The organism is Streptomyces sp. SS7, assembly GCF_037993025.1.
In the GTDB taxonomy this organism is placed as follows: Bacteria; Actinomycetota; Actinomycetes; order Streptomycetales; family Streptomycetaceae; genus Streptomyces.
Genome location: NZ_CP141223.1, coordinates 1088063 through 1108342, shown reverse-complemented (window position 1 = coordinate 1108342; position 20280 = coordinate 1088063). Strand labels below are relative to the sequence as shown.

The window sequence follows — 20280 nt, the reverse complement described above, 5'->3', positions numbered from 1 at the left end:
GTGCCCCCGGCCTCGCCGGCCGCTCGCAGGACCGCGGTGGACGTGACCGCGCTCCTGGAGCGCGGCCGCACCCTGGCCACTCCGGTGCTCCGGGCGGCCGTCGACCGGCTGGCGCCGCCCATGGACACGGTCGCCGCCTACCACTTCGGCTGGATCGACGCCCAGGGCAACCCGACCGACGGCGACGGCGGCAAGGCGGTCCGTCCCGCCCTCGCGGTGCTCTCCGCCGAGGTGACCGGCGCCGCCCCGCAGACCGGGGTGCCCGGCGCGGTCGCCGTGGAGCTGGTCCACAACTTCTCCCTGCTGCACGACGACCTGATGGACGGCGACGAGCAGCGCCGTCACCGCGACACCGTCTGGAAGGTGCACGGTCCCGCCCAGGCGATCCTGGTCGGCGACGCCCTGTTCGCCCTCGCCAACGAGATCCTCCTCGAACTCGGCACCGCGGAGGCCGGCCGCGCCACCCGCCGGCTGACCACCGCCACCCGCGCCCTGATCGACGGGCAGGCCCAGGACATCTCCTACGAGCACCGCGACCGCGTCAGCGTCGAGGAGTGCCTGGAGATGGAGGGCAACAAGACCGGCGCCCTGCTGGCCTGCGCCAGCTCCATCGGCGCCGTCCTCGGCGGTGCGGACGAGCGCAGCGCCGACCGCCTGGAGAAGTACGGCTACCACCTCGGCCTGGCCTTCCAGGCCGTCGACGACCTCCTCGGCATCTGGGGCGATCCGGTCTCCACCGGCAAGCAGACCTGGAGCGACCTGCGCCAGCGCAAGAAGTCCCTGCCGGTCGTGGCGGCCCTCGCGGCGGGCGGCCCCGCCTCCGAGCGGCTCGGCGAGATCCTCGCCGCCGATGCCAAGAGCAGCGACTTCGCGACCTTCTCCGAGGAGGAGTTCGCCGCCCGTGCCGCGCTCATCGAGGAGGCCGGCGGCCGGGACTGGACCGCCGAGGAGGCCCGCCGTCAGCACACCGTCGCCATCGAGGCCCTGAACGCCGTGGACATGCCCGAGCAGGTGCGGGACCGGTTCACGGCGCTCGCCGACTTCGTCGTCGTACGAAAGAGATGATCACTATCGGTCGAATAGTCCTCGCGTAGTCGCCGGCCGGTGCAGCGAGGCGAGATGCGTACCGGCCGACGGCGTTCCCACAGCAGCACGACTCGCACGACTGCACGAAGGGGAAGCCATGACAGCGACGACCGACGGAAGCGCCGGGGCGGCCCTGCCGCCCCGGGCGGCCGCGGCCAGCGACACCGACATCACCATCCCCGTGGCGGCCGGGGGACAAGAAGCCGCCGCACGCGCCATGCGGCGCGCCACCGACTTCCTGCTCGCCCGCCAGGACCCCGAGGGCTGGTGGAAGGGCGACCTGGAGACCAACGTCACCATGGACGCCGAGGACCTCCTCCTCCGCCAGTTCCTGGGCATCCGTGACGAGGCCACCACCCAGGCCGCCGCCCGCTTCGTCCGGGGCGAGCAGCGCGAGGACGGCACCTGGGCCACCTTCCACGGCGGCCCGCCCGAACTGTCCGCCACCGTCGAGGCGTACGTCGCCCTGCGGCTGGCCGGTGACGCCCCCGACGCCCCGCACATGGCGAAGGCCTCGGAGTGGGTCCGCGCCCAGGGGGGCATCGCCGCCGCCCGCGTCTTCACCCGGATCTGGCTGGCCCTGTTCGGCTGGTGGAAGTGGGAGGACCTGCCCGAACTCCCGCCGGAACTGCTGTACTTCCCCAAGTGGTTCCCGCTCAGCATCTACAACTTCGGCTGCTGGGCCCGCCAGACCATCGTCCCGCTCACCGTCGTCTCGGCGAAGCGCCCGGTGCGCCCGGCGCCCTTCCCCCTCGACGAGCTGCACACCGACCCCGACCGCCCCAACCCCCCGCAGCCCCTGGCGCCCCTGCACACCTGGGACGGTCTCTTCCAGCGGCTCGACAAGGTGGTCCGCGGCTACCGCACGGTCGCGGTGCGCCGGCTGCGCCGGGCCGCCATGAACTCCGCCGCCCGGTGGATCATCGAGCGGCAGGAGAACGACGGCTGCTGGGGCGGCATCCAGCCCCCGGCCGTGTATTCGATGATCGCCCTGCACCTGCTCGGCTACGACCTCGAACACCCCGTGATGCGCGAGGGCCTGAAGTCGCTGGATCGTTACGCCGTGTGGCGCGAGGACGGCGCCCGGATGATCGAGGCCTGCCAGTCCCCGGTCTGGGACACCTGCCTCGCCACCATCGCGCTCGCCGACGCCGGTCTGCCCGCGGACCATCCCCAGCTCGTCAAGGCCGCCGACTGGATGCTCGGCGAGCAGATCGTACGGCCCGGCGACTGGTCCGAGCGCCGCCCGAACCTCCCGCCCGGCGGCTGGGCGTTCGAGTTCCACAACGACAACTACCCGGACATCGACGACACCGCGGAGGTGGTCCTCGCGCTGCGCCGGGTCCGCCACCACGACCCCGAGCGGGTGGAGCGGGCCATCGGGCGCGGGGTGCGCTGGAACCTCGGGATGCAGTCCCGGGGCGGGGCCTGGGCCGCCTTCGACGTGGACAACACCAGCCCGTTCCCCAACCGGCTGCCGTTCTGCGACTTCGGCGAGGTCATCGACCCCCCGTCGGCCGACGTCACCGCGCACGTCGTGGAGATGCTCGCGGTCGAGGGCCTCGCCGACGACCCGCGCACCCGGCGTGGCATCCGCTGGCTGCTGGCCGAACAGGAGCCGGACGGCTCGTGGTTCGGCCGCTGGGGCGTCAACTACGTCTACGGCACGGGCTCGGTGGTGCCCGCCCTCACCGCGGCCGGACTGTCCGCCCGCCACCCCGCGATCCGCCGGGCGGTCGCCTGGCTGGAGCGGGTCCAGAACGACGACGGCGGCTGGGGCGAGGACCTGCGCTCCTACCACGACCCCGCCCGCTGGAGCGGCCGCGGCGCCTCGACGGCCTCGCAGACGGCCTGGGCGCTGATGGCCCTGCTGGCGGCGGAGGAGCGGGACTCGCCGGCCGTCGAGCGGGGCATCGCCTGGCTGGCCCGGACCCAGCGCGAGGACGGCTCCTGGGACGAGCCGTACTTCACCGGCACGGGCTTCCCCTGGGACTTCTCCATCAACTACCACCTCTACCGGCAGGTCTTCCCGCTGACCGCGCTCGGCCGGTACGTCCACGGGGAGCCGTTCGCCACGAAGGCGTCCGCCGAGACGGCCGCCGCCGTGACCGGCCCCTCCGCCGCCTCCTCCGCGACCGCCTCCTCCGTGACCGCCGCCCGGACCGCCTCCGCGGAGGCCGCTCCCGCGGAGGCCGCTCCCGCCGAGGCCAAGGGAAGCTGAATGAGCACACCGCCCGTCCCGGCCCCGCTGCTGATCGCCTGCGCCCTCGGCATCGAGCACCTCGCCCTGCGCCTGGGCGACCGCAGCGGGGCCGGCGGGCCCGTCACCGTCCTGCGCACCGGCATGGGGCCCAGGGCGGCCGAGCGCTCCGTCACCCGGGTCCTCGCCGACCCGGTGCTCGGCGGGGCCGCCGTGCTCGCCACGGGCTTCTGCGCGGGACTCGCCCCCGGTATGCACCCCGGCGACCTGGTCGTCGCCGAGGAGACCCGCGACCCGCGCGGCACCGTGCCCTGCGTGGGCACGGAACTGCTCGTCAAGGAACTCGTACGCACCCTGCCCGGGCGCACCGTCCACACCGGCCCCCTGACCGGCTCCGACCACGTCGTCCGCGGTCATGAGCGGGCCGATCTGCTGGCGACCGGCGCGATCGCCGTCGACATGGAGTCGGCGGCCACGCTCCTGAGCGCCGTGCGCGCGGACGGACGCCCGGTTGCGGCCGTCCGGGTGGTCGTGGACGCTCCAGAACATGAACTCGTCCGTATCGGCACGGTGCGCGGTGGAATATCGGCTTTCCGTGTCCTTCGTTCCGTCCTGCCTGCATTCTTCGAATGGCACCGTAATGTGCTGCTCCCCCGGAGGTGAGCCGAATGGCCATGCCGCTGCGCCAGTCCATCAAGGTCGCTACATATCTCGCTGAACAGAAGCTCCGCAAGCGGGACAAGTTCCCCCTGATCGTGGAGCTGGAGCCCCTCTTCGCCTGCAACCTGAAGTGCGAGGGCTGCGGCAAGATCCAGCACCCGGCGGGGGTGCTCAAGCAGCGCATGCCGGTCGCCCAGGCCGTCGGAGCGGTCCTGGAGTCCGGTGCGCCGATGGTGTCCATCGCGGGCGGCGAGCCCCTGATGCACCCTCACATCGACGAGATCGTGCGGCAGTTGGTGGCCAAGCGGAAGTACGTCTTCCTGTGCACCAACGCCATGCTGCTGCGCAAGAAGATGGACAAGTTCACGCCCTCGCCGTACTTCGCCTTCGCCGTGCACATCGACGGGCTGCGCGAGCGGCACGACGAGTCGGTGGCCAAGGAGGGCGTGTTCGACGAGGCGGTGGCCGCCATCAAGGAGGCCAAGCGGCGCGGCTTCCGGGTCACCACCAACTCGACCTTCTTCAACACCGACACCCCGCAGACCATCATCGAGGTGCTGAACTTCCTCAACGACGACCTCAAGGTCGACGAGATGATGATCTCGCCCGCCTACGCCTACGAGAAGGCCCCCGACCAGGAGCACTTCCTCGGCGTGGAGCAGACCCGCGAACTGTTCAAGAAGGCCTTCGCGGGCGGCAACCGGAGCAAGTGGCGGCTCAACCACTCCCCGCTCTTCCTGGACTTCCTGGAGGGCAAGGTCGACTTCCCCTGCACCGCGTGGGCGATCCCCAACTACTCGCTCTTCGGCTGGCAGCGCCCCTGCTACCTGATGAGCGACGGGTACGTGCCCACGTACCGCGAGCTGATCGAGAAGACCGACTGGGACAAGTACGGCCGCGGCAAGGACCCGCGCTGCGCCAACTGCATGGCGCACTGCGGTTACGAGCCCACCGCCGTCCTCGCCACCATGGGCTCGCTCAAGGAGTCGCTGCGCGCGATGCGCGAGACGGTCTCCGGGAACCGGGAGTGAGGCCGTGACCGCCGTCCCCCTGGGCGTCCCCGAGGTACCGGTCCGGCCGGTCGCCGCGCGGCGTGTGTCGCGGCGCATCCAGGTCGGCCCGGTGGCGGTCGGGGGCGGGGCCCCGGTGTCGGTGCAGTCGATGACGACGACGCGTACGTCGGACATCGGTGCGACGCTCCAGCAGATCGCCGAGCTGACCGCGTCCGGCTGCCAGATCGTCCGGGTGGCGTGTCCGACCCAGGACGACGCCGACGCGCTGGCGACGATCGCGCGGAAGTCGCAGATCCCGGTGATCGCGGACATCCACTTCCAGCCGAAGTACGTGTTCGCGGCCATCGAGGCGGGCTGCGCCGCGGTCCGCGTGAACCCCGGCAACATCAAGCAGTTCGACGACAAGGTCCGGGAGATCGCCAAGGCGGCGAAGGACCACGGCACCCCGATCCGTATCGGCGTCAACGCCGGCTCGCTGGACCGCCGCCTGCTGCAGAAGTACGGCAGGGCGACCCCGGAGGCCCTCGTCGAGTCCGCCCTGTGGGAGGCGTCCCTCTTCGAGGAGCACGACTTCCGCGACATCAAGATCTCGGTCAAGCACAACGACCCGGTCGTGATGATCGAGGCGTACCGCCGGCTCGCCGCCCAGTGCGACTACCCCCTCCACCTCGGCGTCACCGAGGCGGGCCCCGCCTTCCAGGGCACCGTCAAGTCGGCCGTCGCCTTCGGCGCGCTCCTCTCCGAGGGCATCGGCGACACCATCAGGGTGTCGCTGAGCGCGCCGCCCGCCGAGGAGGTCAGGGTCGGCATCCAGATCCTGGAGTCGCTGAACCTCCGGCAACGGCGGCTGGAGATCGTCTCCTGCCCGTCCTGCGGCCGCGCCCAGGTCGACGTCTACAAGCTGGCCGACGAGGTCACCGCCGGTCTGGAGGGCATGGAGGTGCCCCTGCGGGTCGCCGTCATGGGCTGTGTGGTGAACGGCCCCGGCGAGGCCCGGGAGGCGGACCTCGGGGTCGCCTCCGGCAACGGCAAGGGCCAGATCTTCGTCAAGGGTGAGGTCGTCAAGACCGTCCCGGAGTCGAAGATCGTGGAGACCCTCATCGAGGAGGCGATGAAGATCGCCGAGCGGATGGAGCGGGACGGCGTCGCGGCGGGGGAGCCGGCCGTCACCGTGAGCTGATCAGCACGGAACTGCACGGACCGAAGGGGGCCCGATCGTGACGATCCTGGAGAACATCCGGCAACCAAGCGACCTGAGGGCGCTGTCCGAGCCGGAGCTCGGTGAACTGTCCGAAGAGATCAGGGACTTCCTGGTGCACGCGGTCGCCAGGACCGGCGGACACCTCGGGCCCAACCTGGGGGTGGTGGAACTCACCGTCGCGCTGCACCGCGTCTTCGAGTCGCCGGTCGACCGCATCCTGTGGGACACCGGCCACCAGAGCTATGTGCACAAGCTGCTGACGGGACGTCAGGACTTCTCCAAGCTGCGCGGGAAGGGCGGCCTGTCCGGCTACCCCTCCCGTGAGGAGTCCGAGCACGACGTCATCGAGAACAGCCATGCCTCCACCGCGCTCGGCTGGGCCGACGGTCTCGCCAAGGCCCGCCAGGTGCAGGGCGAGCAGGGTCATGTGGTCGCGGTGATCGGCGACGGGGCGCTGACCGGCGGCATGGCCTGGGAGGCGCTCAACAACATCGCGGCCGCCAGGGACCGGCCGCTCATCGTCGTCGTCAACGACAACGAACGGTCCTACGCCCCGACCATCGGCGGGCTCGCCAACCATCTGGCGACCCTGCGCACCACCGACGGCTACGAGAAGGTCCTGGCCTGGGGGAAGGACGTCCTGCTGCGCACCCCGGTCGTCGGTGCCACCCTCTACGAGTCGCTGCACGGCGCGAAGAAGGGCTTCAAGGACGCCTTCGCCCCGCAGGGCATGTTCGAGGACCTCGGGCTGAAGTACGTCGGACCGATCGACGGGCACGACATCAAGGCCGTCGAGTCCGCGCTCCGGCGTGCCAAACGCTTCCACGGGCCGGTGCTGGTGCACTGCCTGACCGAGAAGGGCCGCGGTTACGAGCCGGCGCTCGCGCACGAGGAGGACCACTTCCACACCGTCGGCGCCATGGACCCCCTCACCTGCGCCCCGCTCACGCCCTCCGGCGGCCCCTCGTGGACCTCGGTGTTCGGCGAGGAGATCGTCCGCATTGGCGAGGAGCGCGACGACGTCGTGGCGATCACGGCGGCCATGCTGCACCCGGTGGGACTCGGTGCCTTCGCCGAGCGGTTCCCGGACCGGGTGTGGGACGTCGGCATCGCCGAGCAGCACGCCGCCGTCAGCGCGGCCGGCCTCGCCACCGGCGGGCTGCACCCGGTCGTCGCCGTCTACGCCACCTTCCTCAACCGGGCCTTCGACCAGCTCCTGATGGACGTGGCGCTGCACCGGTGCGGGGTGACGTTCGTCCTGGACCGGGCCGGGATCACCGGTGTCGACGGGGCCTCCCACAACGGTATGTGGGACCTGTCGGTGCTCCAGGTCGTGCCGGGGCTCAGGATCGCCGCCCCGCGCGACGCCGAGCAGTTGCGCGCCCAGCTGCGGGAGGCCGTCGCGGTGGACGACGCGCCGACCCTGGTGCGCTTCCCCAAGGAGTCGGTGGGACCCGTGATCCCGGCGGTCGACCGGGTGGGCGGCCTGGACGTGCTGCACCGGACCGAGGCGGCCGAGGTGCTGTTCGTCGCCGTCGGCGTGATGGCGCCGGTCTGTCTCCAGGCCGCCGCGCTGCTCGAAGCCCGCGGCATCCACTGCACGGTCGTCGACCCCCGTTGGGTGAAGCCCGTCGACCCGGCCCTGCCCGTGCTCGCCGCCGGACACCGGCTGGTGGCGGTCGTCGAGGACAACAGCCGTGCGGCGGGCGTGGGTTCGGCGGTCGCCCTCGCTCTCGGGGACGCCGAGGTCGACGTGCCCGTCCGGCGGTTCGGCATCCCCGAGCAGTTCCTCGCCCACGCCAAACGTGCCGAGGTGCTCGCCGACATCGGCCTCACCCCGGTCGAGATCGCCGGGCGGATCGGCGCGAGCCTCGCGCTCAAGGAGGAGCCGGGCCAGTGAAGGAGAGACACGTATGACCAAGGAGTTCGACCTCGGCGCCCTCCTGGCCGAGCGCGGAGCCGAGCGCTACGAGCTGCACAGCAAGTACCTCAACCACCAGCTCCCGCGCATGCTGCACACCATCGGCTTCGACAAGGTCTACGAGCGGGCGGAGGGCGCGCACTTCTGGGACGCCGACGGCAACGACCACCTCGACATGCTCGCCGGGTTCGGGGTGATGGGACTGGGCCGCCACCACCCCGTCGTCCGCAAGGCGCTGCACGACGTCCTCGACGCCTCCCTCGCCGACCTCACCCGCTTCGACTGCCAGCCGCTCCCGGGCCTCCTCGCCGAACGGCTGCTCACCCACAGCCCGCACCTGGACCGGGTGTTCTTCGGCAACAGCGGCACCGAGGCGGTCGAGACCGCGCTGAAGTTCGCCCGCCGGGCCACCGGGAAGCCCAGGATCCTCTACTGCGACCACGCCTTCCACGGCCTGACCACCGGTTCGCTCTCGGTCAACGGCGAGGACGGCTTCCGCGAGGGCTTCGACCCGCTGCTGCCCGACACGGCCGTGCCGCTCGGCGATCTCGACGCGCTGGCCGGGGAGTTACGCAAGGGCGACGTCGCCGCCCTGATCGTCGAGCCGATCCAGGGCAAGGGCGTGCACGAGGCCCCGCCCGGCTATCTGCGCGCCGCGCAGGAGCTGCTGCACCGGCACAAGGCGTTGCTCATCGCCGACGAGGTGCAGACGGGCCTCGGCCGGACCGGCGACTTCTACGCCTACCAGCACGAGGAGGGCGTCGAACCGGACCTGGTGTGCGTGGCCAAGGCGCTCTCCGGCGGATACGTGCCGGTCGGCGCGACCCTCGGCAAGGACTGGATCTTCAAGAAGGTCTACTCCTCGATCGACCGCGTCCTGGTCCACTCGGCGAGCTTCGGCTCCAACGCCCAGGCGATGGCGGCGGGCCTGGCGACCCTGTCCGTCATGGAGAACGAGCAGATCGTCGCGAACGCACGCGTCATGGGCGAGCGGCTGAAGTCCCGGCTCGCGGCGCTCACCGGCACCTACGAGCTGCTCGCCGACGTCCGGGGCCGGGGTCTGATGATCGGTATCGAGTTCGGCCGCCCGAAGTCGCTGAAGCTGCGCAGCCGCTGGACCGTGCTCCAGACCGCCCGCAAGGGGCTCTTCGCCCAGATGGTGGTCGTCCCGCTCCTCCAGCGGCACCGGATCCTCACCCAGGTCTCCGGCGACCACCTGGAGGTGATCAAGCTGATCCCGCCGCTGGTGGTCGACGAGCGGGACGTGGACCGGTTCGTCGACGCCTTCACCGAGGTGATGGACGACGCCCACGGCGGGGGCGGGCTGATGTGGGACTTCGGAAAGACGCTGATCAAGCAGGCGGTGGCCAACCGCTGACCGGCGCGCACCGCACGTTTTGCCTCTGAGGCAAGAAATTTGCCCCAGAGGCAAGACTCGGGCTGAATGGACGTATGAGTTCGCCCGACTCCCCGTCCGCCGCGGACGACCTGCCGGCCGTCGCACCGCGACTGCGGTCCCTGCGCCGCAGGGCCGCCCTCACCCTGGAGGCCGCCGCCCGCGCGGCCGGGCTCTCGCCCGCCCATCTCTCCCGGCTGGAGACCGGGCAGCGCCAGCCCTCGCTGCCGATGCTGCTCGCGCTCGCCAGGGTCTACGGTACGACGGTCTCGGAACTGCTCGGCGAGACGGTCGCCGACCGGGACGCGGTGATCCGCGCCGCCGACATGGAACCCACCCGGGCCGGCGGCTGGACGTACTGGCAGGCCGGCGCGTCCGGGCGCGGGATGCAGGCCCTGCGGGTGCACGTGCCGTACGGGTCGCAGGGCGACATCGTGCGGGTGCACCCGGGGGAGGAGTGGCTGCACGTCCTGACGGGGCGGCTGCGGCTGCGCCTCGGCGACACCGTGCATCTGCTCGGCCCCGGGGACGGCGCGCACTTCGACTCGCTGACCCCGCACCGCCTCGCCGCGCAGGACCCCGACGGGGTCGACCTGCTCTTCGTCCACACCCTGCTGCAGAGTCCCACGGCCGCCCTGTGCCTGGGCCCCACCCCTGGAGAGACACCATGACCGACATGGAGGAGCGGTTCCCGCGCAGCCTCTGGATCCGGCTGATCATCTACATCGCGGTGGGGCACGTCCTCGCGGCCTTCATCTGGTTCCTCTTCGAGGTGGGGGCCAAGCAGTAGCGACCCGCGACCCGCGACCCGCGACGGGGCGGCGGGCGGAATCAGTCGAGCAGCCGCTCGCGCAGCCGCTCCCGGGTCCGCGGAGCCAGCTTCAGCCCCTTCTCCAGATAGGGGTCGACCCCGCCCCAGGTCGCGTCGATGGTGTCCAGCGCCGCCGCGAGGTACTCCTCACGGGCGTCGAACAGGGGACTGAGCAGCTCCATCACCTCGGGGGTGTACGCGGTCGCCGCGGAGCCGCCGCGCCGCACCTTGTAGCGGCGGTGCGTGGCGTTGGACTCCAGGTAGTCCGCGAGGATCGCGTCGCGCTCCACCCCGAGCGCGAGCAGCGTCACCGCGACGGACAGACCGGCGCGGTCCTTGCCGGCCGCACAGTGCATCAGCACCGGGACGCTGTCCTCGGCGAGCGCGTGCAGCACGCGCGAGTGCTCGGCCGTACGCCCCTTGATGATCGTGCGGTACGAGGCGATCATCCGGCCCGCGGCCCTGCCGTCGCCGAGGAGGACGCGCAGCTGCTCGATGTCGCCGTCGCGGACCATCTTCCAGAACTCCGCGCCGTCCGCCGGGTCCGACAGCGGCAGGTTCACATTGAGCACCCCGGGCAGCTCGACGTCGGGGCCCTCCAGCTTCTGGTCCGCCGCGTTGCGGAAGTCGAACACCGTGTGCAGACCCAGGGAGGACAGGAACGCGGCGTCCTCGTCGGTCGCGTGCGCGAGATGGCCGCTGCGGAACAGCACGCCGTGCCGCACCCGCCGTCCGTCGGCGGTCGGCAGACCCCCGACGTCGCGGAAGTTGCGGACACCTGCCAGCTCGGGCTCGGTCGACGGGATCTGCTGCGTCACGGGGGCTCCCTCCAGGGTAGGGCTCCACCGGTGCGGCTCGGGTGACCGAAGGAACCGATTCGACCATACGGCACTGACTCCTTGGGCAACGGGTTGTCCACAGCCGGACGAATCCTTCGTCTCCCCAGGTGAAAGGTTTGTCCACAGACGTTGCAGGGCGGGGCACGCGCAGCTCATGATGTTGGGGCTTGATCGCACCTGTTCGAATTAGTGGGGGTTTGATGCCCGAGACCGTGAAGCCCGAGATCGCCGCGGGCGGCCGTACCTGGCTCCTTTCGGGGCCGGCGAGCAGCTATGCCCTCCACCTCACCGAGGCCGACGAACTGGTGCATCTGCACTGGGGCGCGAGGATCGCGCTCGCCGACGCCGAGGCGCTGGCCGCCGTGCCCTTCCAGGGCCGTGCGTCCTTCGAGGCCGCGCTGGACGGGCACGAGGAGTACCCGGTGGAGGGCGGCCCCCGGTTCGTCCGTCCCGCGCTGTCCGTGCGCACCGGCACCGGACGCCGCGGCACCGAGTGGACTTTCGAGTCGTACGAGATACAGGACCCGCGCGAGCTCCGGACGGAGCACGGCCGGGACGGCGCGGACGCCGAGGACGGCCGGGACGCCGGCGGTGCCGAACTGCGGCTGCGGTTCCGCGACGGCGCCCTGGTGATCACCCTGCACTACCGGATGCGCGGCGACGTCGTGGAGCGCTGGACGACCCTGCGCAACGACGGCGAGGAGCCGCTGGAGCTGCTGCGCGCCGACTCCGCCACCTGGACCCTGCCCGAGCGCGAGGACTGGCGGCTGTCGCATCTGCACGGCCGCTGGGCCGCCGAGTCCCGGCTGGTGCGGGCCCCGCTGACCTACGGCGAGAAGATCATCGGCAGCCGGCGCGGCCACACCGGTCACCAGTACCTGCCCTGGGTCGCCCTCGACACCGACGCCACCGAGGAGCGCGGCGAGGTCTACGGCTGTGCCCTCGGCTGGTCCGGTTCCTGGCGCATCGCCGTCGCCCAACTCCCCGACGCGCGCGTGCAGATCACCGGCGGCGCCGGGCACGACGACTCCGGTCTGCTGCGGCTCGCGGCGGGGGAGTCCTTCACCACGCCCCTGTTCGCCGGTCTGTGGAGCGACGCGGGCTTCGGCGGGGCCAGCCGCGCCTGGCACGCCTACCAGCGCGCCCATGTGATCCCGGACGCCGAGCGGGACCGCCCGGTGCTGTTCAACTCCTGGGAAGCCACCTTCTTCGACATCTCCGAGGAGCAGCAGGCCACCCTCGCCCGGCGGGCCGCGGCGATGGGTGTCGAGCTGTTCGTCGTCGACGACGGCTGGTTCGGCGCCCGCACCGGAGACCACGCCGGCCTCGGCGACTGGTGGCCCAACCCGGACCGTTTCCCGAACGGGCTGAAGCCCCTCGCCGACCACGTGCACGCCCTCGGCATGCAGTTCGGCATCTGGGTCGAGCCCGAGATGGTCAACCCGGACAGCGATCTGTACCGGGCGCACCCCGACTGGGTCCAGTTCCAACCGGGACGAAAGCGGACGGAGTTCCGCAATCAGCTCATGCTGAACCTGGCGCGCGAGGACGTCCAGGAGTACCTCTTCGAACGGCTCGACGGCCTGCTGTCCAGCGCCCCCGTCGACTACGTCAAGTGGGACTTCAACCGCTGCTTCACCGACGCCGGCTGGCCCGACGACCCCTACCCGCAGCGCCTGTGGGTGGACCACGTCCGCGCCCTGTACTCCCTGCTGGACCGGCTGCGGGCGGCCCACCCGGGGGTGGCCTTCGAGTCCTGCTCGGGCGGCGGCGGACGGATCGACCTCGGTATCCTCGCCCGCACCGACCAGGTGTGGACCTCCGACAACACCGACCCGCTCGACCGGCTCGACATCCAGCACGGCTTCAGCCAGATCCACCCCGCGCGCGTGATGGCCGCCTGGGTCACCGACAGCCCCAACACCCAGCTCAACGGCCGGATCAGCTCGCTGCGCTTCCGTTTCGTCAGCGCCATGGCCGGGGTGCTCGGCGTCGGCGGCGACCTCTCCGAGTGGACCGAGGAGGAGCTCGCCGAGGCCCGCCGCTGGGTGGACCTCTACAAGGAGATCCGGCCCCTCGTCCAGCGCGGCGACCAGTACCGGCTGCGCCCTCCGGCGGGCGGGCTGAGCGCCGTCCAGTACGTCCGCGGCGACGAGACCGTCGTCCTCGCCTGGCTCCAGGCCCAGCGCTACGGCGAGCCGGTCCCGGCGTTGCGTCTGCGCGGCCTGGACCCGACGGCGTCGTACGAATGCCGCGAAACGGGTGAAGTCCACCGAGGTGCGGTGCTGTTGCACCACGGGCTGCGGACCGGGCTGCGCGGTGACCTCGATGCGACGGTTATCCGCCTGCGTCGCATCTGAGGGATCTGTCCGAATTGAATCCTTCGTTCCAACTCGCTCTGGAATAAGGGATCCTGCAAGGGTATTACGTGAGCAGGGTCATATCCGTGACCCTGCGTCGCCCGTCATGCTCACGTAATCCAAGGGCGTTTCAAGGGCGTTAGGCGAAATTCCCCGTGGTGGTTGCACGGAGCGTCACAGGGAATTCGCACAGCGGATCAAGAGAAAGGCGTGAACAGGGCAACCACTGCTTGTTCCTGTGCGTCCTGGTCGCTTACGTTCCAGACCCATCCGGACGGACGCCGAATCCTGCCGCCGTCCGGAATCCGCACACTCACCCGTGCACGGCAGGAGCGGGGGACCCACAGGCAGAACCGCCTGTCCCGGTCTCCGGAACAGGCTCGGGGTAAAGCCGCGACCCGTCGCGGCCGGGCATCTCCAGTCCGCACCCGACAGCTCACCTCGCAGGCGCCGGAGAGGAATTCGCCATGCCCGCGAAGGGTAAGCACCGCCGCCCGAAGACCCAGCGCTTCACCCGCTCCATCGCCGTCGCCGGAACCGGCGGGGCCGCACTCGCCCTCCCGCTCATGGGGGCCACCGGCGCCCACGCGGCCACCCCCCCAGTCCGTTTCCCAGGGTGCTTCCCAGGCCGTGGCGCAGACCGTCTCCCAGTCGGTCGCGGACAACGCCGTCCGGGCCTCCGCGACGACGACACGGAAGTCCGCCGCGCACGCCCGGAGCTACACCGTGCGGGCCGGCGACTACCTGGCCAGGATCGCCGACGAGCAGCAGGTCCGCGGCGGCTGGCAGAAGCTGTACGCGGACAACCGCGAGGCCGTCGGCAGCAACCCCTCGCTGATCCACCCCGGCCTGAAGCTGTCGCTCGGCACGCGGGCCGCGAGCACCGGCACCCGGTCGTCGACCGGCTCCTCGTCCTCCTCTTCTTCGGCCTCGTCCTCCTCGTCCTCCTCGTCGAAGTCGACACAGCCGACGCAGTCGTCCTCTTCGTCGTCCTCGGACACGGCCGCCCGGTCCGCCGGGAGCGCCACCTCCTCCAGCGGCTACACCCTCCCGGTGTCCGGCGCGACCATCGGCACCGGCTACCACGTGGCCGGCAGCATGTGGTCCAGCGGCTACCACACCGGCGTCGACTTCGTCGTCCCGACCGGCACCTCCCTCAAGGCCGTCGCGGCGGGCACCGTCGTCTCCGCCGGCTGGGGCGGTGCGTACGGCAACCAGGTCGTCATCAAGCTGGCCGACGGCTACTACGCCCAGTACGCCCACCTGTCGCAGCTCTCGGTCTCGGCCGGCCAGACCGTGACCGCCGGCCAGCAGATCGGCCTCTCCGGCGCCACCGGCAACGTGACCGGCCCGCACCTGCACTTCGAGATCCGCACCACGCCGGACTACGGATCCGACGTGGACCCGGTCGGCTACCTCCGCTCCCACGGCGTCGCCGTCGGCTGACCCCGCCGACGACGACCGCCGTGCACGCCTGACACGCAGGACGAAGGCCGGACCCGAGCCCCGGGCCCGGCCTTCGTCGTGGCATCCCTTTTCGCCCCGTCGACAGCCGGTCCGGGGTGGGGACAGAGTGATCCCCATGACGAGCAAGCGCTTTCCACGCAGAGCCGTACTCGGGGCACTGGCGGCGGCCCCCGCCCTGGCGGCCCTCGGGCCGACGACTGCCGTCGCGCACGCCCGGGGCCCCCGCCACCGCCGGCTGATCGCCCGCGACGACTTCTGCCACGGCCTCGGCCAGTGGGCCGTGGAGCTGGAGCGGGGCGGGACCGTCACGGCCTCGCACGGCGTCCTGGAGGCCGACGTGCCCGCCGGGGCGACCCTCTGGTTCAGGCGGCCGTTCGAAGGGCCGTACGTCCTCGAGTACGTGGCCACACCCGTCTCCGCGGGCGGGGTCAACGACCGTGTCTCCGACCTCAACAACTTCTGGAACGCCGTCGACGTCCGCTCCCCGGACGACCTCTTCGCCACCCCGCGCGGCGGCGCGCTCGCCGAGTACGACCACCTCAGGACGTACTACGTCGGCTACGGCGCCAACACCAACACCACCACCCGGCTGCGCCGCTACGTCGGTGAGGCGGGCGTACGGCCGCTGGTCTACGACTACACCGAGCCGCTGTTGGTGGCGAACGAGTCGAACCGCGTCCGGATCGTCTCCGACGGCTCCACCCAGCGCTGGTGGAACAACGGACGGCTCGTCTTCGACTGCACGGACCCGCAGCCGTACACCGGGGGCCACTTCGGGTTCCGTACCACCTGGAGCCATTTCCGGATCGGCAACTTCCGGGCGTGGTCGCTTATTCCCTGAAGGGCACAGTCTTCCGGCGTGGCTTATCTCACCGCCAGTCAACCCCTTCCTACGGTCGCGTAGGTCACATTCGAAGAGGAATCATGAACCGCTGTGGCAGACGATTCGAAGAATGACAGCAGATCAGTGATCGGGTCGTACGTGGCGGTGGGGGACAGCTTCACCGAGGGCGTCGGCGACCCCGGCCCCGACGGGGCGTTCGTCGGCTGGGCGGACCGGTTCGCGGTACTCCTCGCGGACCGGCGCCCCGAGGGCGACTTCGCGTACACCAACCTGGCGGTGCGCGGGAAGCTGCTCGACCAGATCATGGAGGACCAGCTGCCGCGGGCCGTCGAGCTCGCGCCGGACCTGGTCTCCTTCTGCGCGGGCGGCAACGACATCATCCGTCCGGGCACCGATCCCGACGAGGTCGCCGAGCGCTTCGAGCGCGCGATCGCCTCGCTGACCGCCGTCGCCGGCACGGTCATGGTGACCACCGGCTTCGACACCCGGGGCGTACCCGTGCTCAAGCACCTGCGCGGGAAGATCGCCACCTACAACGGACATGTGCGGGCCGTCGCCGACCGCTACGGCTGCCCGGTGCTCGACCTGTGGTCCCTGAAGTCCGTGCAGGACCGCCGGGCCTGGGACGGCGACCGGCTGCACCTGTCCCCCGAGGGGCACACACGCGTGGCGCTGCGGGCCGGGCAGACCCTCGGGCTCCAGGTGCCGGCCGACCCCGAACAGGCGTGGCCGCCGCTGCCGCCGCGCGGGACGCTGGAGGTGCGGCGCGACGACGTGCACTGGGCCCGCGAGTACCTCGTGCCGTGGATCGGACGGCGGCTGCGGGGCGAGTCGTCCGGGGACCATGTGACGGCGAAGGGCGCGTTGTCGCCGCAGGACATCCGGAACCGGATCGCCTCGGTGGCCTGACGGAAAGGGGACGGGGGAGGGGGCGGGCCCTCAGCGGGGCTCGTCCTCGCCGGCCGCCCGCGCCGGCTCCACGGGGGTGCCCAGCTCCCGTGCCAGCGCCTCCTCCACCCACTCCTGCGCCCTCACCCGGGACACCGTGCCGCCGTACGACGTCAGCTGGACGGCCAGACCGTCCAGGAGGGCCGTCAGACGCAGGGCCGTCGCGGCGGGATCGGGGCAGCTGAACTCGCCCGCCGCCACCCCCTCGTCGATCATCTCGGCCAGCGCGGCCTTCCATGCCCGGTCGAGGTCCCGGGCGACCTCCCGCAGCGCGGGCTCCCGCAGGGACACCGCCCAGCCCTCGATCCACAGCCGCCAGCCCTTGGCCTGGCCGGTGGGCGCGTACCAGCGCACGGCGGCCCGCAGCCGGCGCAGCGCGGTCGTACGGCGGCCGAGCAGCCCGCGCAGATGCGCCAGGTCGTCCTCGGCGGCGTGCGCGAAGGCGGCGGCGACCAGCTTCTCCTTCGTCGAGAAGTGATACAGGACCAGTGCGTTGCTCACCCCGAGCGCCGCGGCCACGTCGGCGATCCTCACGGCCGCCACGCCCCGCGCCTCGATCTGCTCGATGGCGGCCCGCAGCAGTTCCCCGCGCCGCTCGGCCACACTCAACCGGACCCTCGCCACGGCGTCACCCTACACAGGGGCCCTGCCGGGCACCGCCCGGCACAGCCGCTCGACCTGCGCCGACGCCCTCAGCGGTGGCTGCCGAACCGCTCCGCGATCACCGGCAGCCGCTCCGCCGCGACCGCGTGCGCGGCGGCCCGCGGGGTCGTCCCCTCCGTCGCGGCGCGCGCCAGGACCAGTTCCACCAGCGCGCGCATCGACCGGCGGGTGTGCGCGAACGCCTCGTCCGCGTCCGCGCCGACGTCCCCGAACAGCGTCCACCACCACCAGGCGTTCGTCGCGGAGTTGACCACCACGTCGGGCAGGACCGTCACCCCGCGCGCGTGGAGCGACGCCTCCGCCTCCGGCAGCACCGGCATGTTGGCCGCCTCGGCGATCCAGCGGGCCCGGATCCGCCCCTGCTCCGCGGCGCCGATCGCGTACGACACCGCCGCCGGCACCAGCACCTCCGCCTCCGCGGACAGCCACGCGTCGCCCGGCAGTTCGCGGTCACCGGGCCGCAGCACCGAGCGGTCCACCGTGCCGTGGGCGTCGCGCGCGAAGAGCAGCGCCTCCACGTCCAGCCCGTCCGGGTTGGCGATCGTGCCCTTGACGTCGGCGACCGCCACGACGGTGAGCCCCGCGCGTGTGAGGAAGCGGGCCGTGGCACCGCCCATGGTGCCGAGCCCCTGCAGCGCGACCCGTGTCCCCGGGTACGGCACCCCGGCCCGGTCCAGGGCGGTCAGCACCGACTCCGCGACCCCGCAGCCGCCGACCAGTTCGTCCAGCCCGATGCCGTCCACGTCGAGGGCGAAGGCCTCCGCCAGGCGCGCGCGGGCCGCCGTCTCGTCGTCGAGCAGCGGGTACACGGCCTGCACGGACGAGACCAGCCCCGCCTCGGCGGCCGCCCGGTCCACCAGGTCCTGACTCAGCCCCAGGTCCTCGCCGGTGGTCCAGCAGCTCTCCACGTACGGCCGTACCGCCCGCAGATAGCGGACCAGCAGGCCGTAGGCCGCCGGGTCCCGGGGATCGCAGTCGATGCCGCCCTTGGCCCCGCCCAGGGGGACGTACCGCGCCTCGGGGTCGTAGTGCAGCGCCTCCTTCAGGCTCATCCCGCGCGCGAGGCCCGTCACCTCCTGAAGGGTGCAGCCCTCGCGCATCCGCAGACCGCCGCTGCACACCCCGCGCACCAGCCGGTCGACCACCAGGAAGCCCCGGCGCCCGGTGACCTCGTCCGTCCAGGTGAGGGACAACAGGGGGGCGGCGGGCATGGGCACTCCTCGGACGGGTCAGGACGGACCGCTACTGAACAGTGGGTCAGTATCGGGAGGGCGGGCACGGGCTGTCAACGCGCCGCAGGAGGGGGCGACCATAATGGAATGCCTCAGCGACTCCACCTGGAGGTACCGTGTCCGGTTTCCGTTCCCTGAGCTCCGGGCTCCGCGCACTGCAGCCCGAGGGCTTCGGCGCGGACCCGAGCGGTGAGCGCATGGCGCGCATCCGCAGATCCCCCCACTTCAAGGACGGGGTCTTCCAGAACCCCGGCGGTCCCGCGCGCACCCGCCCCTCGGGTTCGGCGCTCGACTTCGCCAAGGTGTTCTTCGACAAGGAACAGCGGCCCCGCCGCGCCCCCTCCGGCACGGTCCCGGTGCACCCCACGACCCTCGCCGACCTCGCCAAGCCGCCCGTCACGGGGCTCCGGGTGACCTGGATGGGCCATTCCAGCGTCCTCGCGGAGATCGACGGGCACCGGGTGCTGTTCGACCCGGTCTGGGGCGAGCGCTGTTCCCCGTTCTCCTTCGCCGGACCCAAGCGGCTGCACCCGGTGCCGCTGCCGCTGGCCGCGCTGGGCCCGGTCGACGTCGTCGTCATCTCCCACGACCACTACGACCACCTCGACCTGCCCAGCATCAAGGCGCTGGCCGGCACGGACACCCTCTTCGCGGTGCCGCTCGGCGTGGGTGCCCACCTGGAGCACTGGGGCGTCTCGCCGGACCGGCTGCGCGAGCTGGACTGGCACGAGACGACCAAGGTCGGCGGCCTCACCCTCACGGCCACCCCGGCCCGCCACTTCTGCGGCCGCGGTCTGCGCAACACCCAGCACACCCTGTGGGCCTCGTGGGTGGTCGCCGGTGAGGAGCACCGGATCTACCACAGCGGCGACACCGGCTACTTCGACGGCTTCCGGGACATCGGCGCCGACCACGGCCCGTTCGACGCCACGATGATCCAGATCGGTGCCTACTCCGACTTCTGGCCCGACATTCACATGACCCCGGAGGAGGGCGTGCGCGCCCACCTCGACCTCCAGGGCGGCGCGCCGGGCGGTGTCCTGCTGCCGATCCACTGGGGCACCTTCAACCTCGCCACGCACGCGTGGGCGGAGCCCGGCCAGTGGACCAAGGACGCGGGCGAGGCGGCCGGCCAGCCCGTCGCGACCCCGCGCCCCGGTGAGCCCTTCGAACCCACGGGCGAACTCCCCACGGACGCGTGGTGGACGGCGGTCTCCCGCCCGATCGCCCGACCGTGGCGCACGACCGGGCCGAGCGCGCCGCCGGCCGGTCCCGAGACCCGCGAGGGCGACCTCGACTTCGCGGGCGACCGCTGACGTCCGTCCGAGCGGACCGGGGGCGCGGGCGGAAGACCGGCGCGTCCCCGGGAGCCCCCTCACCGACAGTGACCATTTCTGACGGTCGCTGATCGTTCTCTTATCTCTTCGGTGTCATCCGTGAACGGGTGAATCCAGGGCTTATCGGCCCCCTGTGCGAGGCCTCATACCAGAGCGGGACGTTCCCCGGGGGAGTTTGTCAACTGCCCGCCGCACATGATGCCTTGGTGACTACTGTGAGTGGCCGCCGGCGTATGCCCGCCGTGCGTACCCGCGCCAGAAAACCGGCCCACGGACCAGTACGAGGACACCGATGTCTCACC

General features: G+C 71.9%; 16 protein-coding genes, 1 pseudogene and 1 riboswitch. Of the genes and pseudogenes, 14 read left to right on the top strand and 3 right to left on the bottom strand.

Annotated features, from left to right (window positions below; genetic code table 11):
* The 9 genes from U5640_RS04980 (at position 1) to U5640_RS04940 (ending at position 10267) form a co-directional block, all read left to right on the top strand.
* A complete protein-coding gene (locus U5640_RS04980) occupies positions 1-1065 on the top strand; it encodes a polyprenyl synthetase family protein (protein WP_079079085.1) in 1065 nt (354 codons plus the stop codon).
* A gap of 118 nt (positions 1066-1183) precedes the next feature.
* Positions 1184-3307: a squalene--hopene cyclase gene (shc, locus tag U5640_RS04975; RefSeq protein ID WP_340374577.1), complete on the top strand. Its 2124-nt coding sequence runs from the start codon at positions 1184-1186 to the stop codon at positions 3305-3307.
* On the top strand, positions 3308-3949 hold the full coding sequence (locus U5640_RS04970) for a 1-hydroxy-2-methyl-2-butenyl 4-diphosphate reductase (RefSeq protein WP_340374576.1): 642 nt from the start codon (positions 3308-3310) through the stop codon (positions 3947-3949).
* A 5-nt stretch (positions 3950-3954) separates the two neighbouring features.
* Complete coding sequence (gene hpnH / locus U5640_RS04965; protein WP_340374575.1) at positions 3955-4977, top strand: adenosyl-hopene transferase HpnH; 1023 nt, start codon at positions 3955-3957, stop codon at positions 4975-4977.
* A gap of 4 nt (positions 4978-4981) precedes the next feature.
* Positions 4982-6139: a flavodoxin-dependent (E)-4-hydroxy-3-methylbut-2-enyl-diphosphate synthase gene (ispG, locus tag U5640_RS04960; RefSeq protein ID WP_340374574.1), complete on the top strand. Its 1158-nt coding sequence runs from the start codon at positions 4982-4984 to the stop codon at positions 6137-6139.
* 37 nt (positions 6140-6176) lie between these two features.
* A complete protein-coding gene (gene dxs / locus U5640_RS04955; protein ID WP_340374573.1) occupies positions 6177-8060 on the top strand; it encodes a 1-deoxy-D-xylulose-5-phosphate synthase in 1884 nt (627 codons plus the stop codon).
* A 13-nt stretch (positions 8061-8073) separates the two neighbouring features.
* Complete coding sequence (locus U5640_RS04950; RefSeq protein ID WP_340374572.1) at positions 8074-9459, top strand: aspartate aminotransferase family protein; 1386 nt, start codon at positions 8074-8076, stop codon at positions 9457-9459.
* A gap of 74 nt (positions 9460-9533) precedes the next feature.
* Complete coding sequence (locus U5640_RS04945; RefSeq protein WP_340374571.1) at positions 9534-10148, top strand: XRE family transcriptional regulator; 615 nt, start codon at positions 9534-9536, stop codon at positions 10146-10148.
* Positions 10145-10267 carry a DUF6126 family protein gene (locus U5640_RS04940; RefSeq protein ID WP_340374570.1) on the top strand — a complete coding sequence of 41 codons (123 nt, stop codon included), beginning with the start codon at positions 10145-10147 and terminating at the stop codon, positions 10265-10267. Before U5640_RS04945 ends, U5640_RS04940 begins: the two co-directional genes overlap by 4 nt.
* A gap of 41 nt (positions 10268-10308) precedes the next feature.
* Here the strand turns inward: U5640_RS04940 and U5640_RS04935 are convergent, their stop codons facing one another.
* Entirely contained in the window at positions 10309-11106 is a 798-nt protein-coding gene (locus U5640_RS04935) for a tyrosine-protein phosphatase (RefSeq protein WP_340374569.1), read from the bottom strand.
* Positions 11107-11327: 221 nt separating this feature from the next.
* Here U5640_RS04935 and U5640_RS04930 point away from each other — a divergent pair, with 221 nt between their 5' ends.
* From U5640_RS04930 to U5640_RS04915, 4 genes and pseudogenes are all read left to right on the top strand, one after another.
* The gene (locus tag U5640_RS04930) at positions 11328-13487 is read left to right on the top strand and encodes an alpha-galactosidase (protein ID WP_340374568.1); all 2160 of its coding nucleotides are present in this window, start codon (positions 11328-11330) and stop codon (positions 13485-13487) included.
* Positions 13488-13756: 269 nt separating this feature from the next.
* Positions 13757-13950: riboswitch (cyclic di-AMP (ydaO/yuaA leader) on the top strand.
* Positions 13951-13954: 4 nt separating this feature from the next.
* Positions 13955-14933: pseudogene (locus U5640_RS04925) on the top strand (LysM peptidoglycan-binding domain-containing M23 family metallopeptidase).
* 136 nt (positions 14934-15069) lie between these two features.
* On the top strand, positions 15070-15795 hold the full coding sequence (locus U5640_RS04920) for a DUF6250 domain-containing protein (RefSeq protein ID WP_340374567.1): 726 nt from the start codon (positions 15070-15072) through the stop codon (positions 15793-15795).
* A 126-nt stretch (positions 15796-15921) separates the two neighbouring features.
* Complete coding sequence (locus U5640_RS04915) at positions 15922-16707, top strand: SGNH/GDSL hydrolase family protein (RefSeq protein ID WP_340384936.1); 786 nt, start codon at positions 15922-15924, stop codon at positions 16705-16707.
* Positions 16708-16737: 30 nt separating this feature from the next.
* On the opposite strand, the gene U5640_RS04910 is transcribed toward U5640_RS04915, so the two are convergent.
* Positions 16738-17370 carry a TetR/AcrR family transcriptional regulator gene (locus U5640_RS04910; RefSeq protein ID WP_340374566.1) on the bottom strand — a complete coding sequence of 211 codons (633 nt, stop codon included), beginning with the start codon at positions 17368-17370 and terminating at the stop codon, positions 16738-16740.
* A gap of 68 nt (positions 17371-17438) precedes the next feature.
* Positions 17439-18620, bottom strand: a complete 1182-nt coding sequence (locus U5640_RS04905) for a Glu/Leu/Phe/Val dehydrogenase dimerization domain-containing protein (RefSeq protein ID WP_340374565.1) — start codon at positions 18618-18620, stop codon at positions 17439-17441.
* Between the two features lie 137 nt (positions 18621-18757).
* On the opposite strand from U5640_RS04905, the gene U5640_RS04900 reads away from it, so the two are divergent.
* Entirely contained in the window at positions 18758-19957 is a 1200-nt protein-coding gene (locus tag U5640_RS04900) for an MBL fold metallo-hydrolase (protein WP_340374564.1), read from the top strand.
* The last annotated feature ends 323 nt before the right edge of the window (positions 19958-20280 follow it).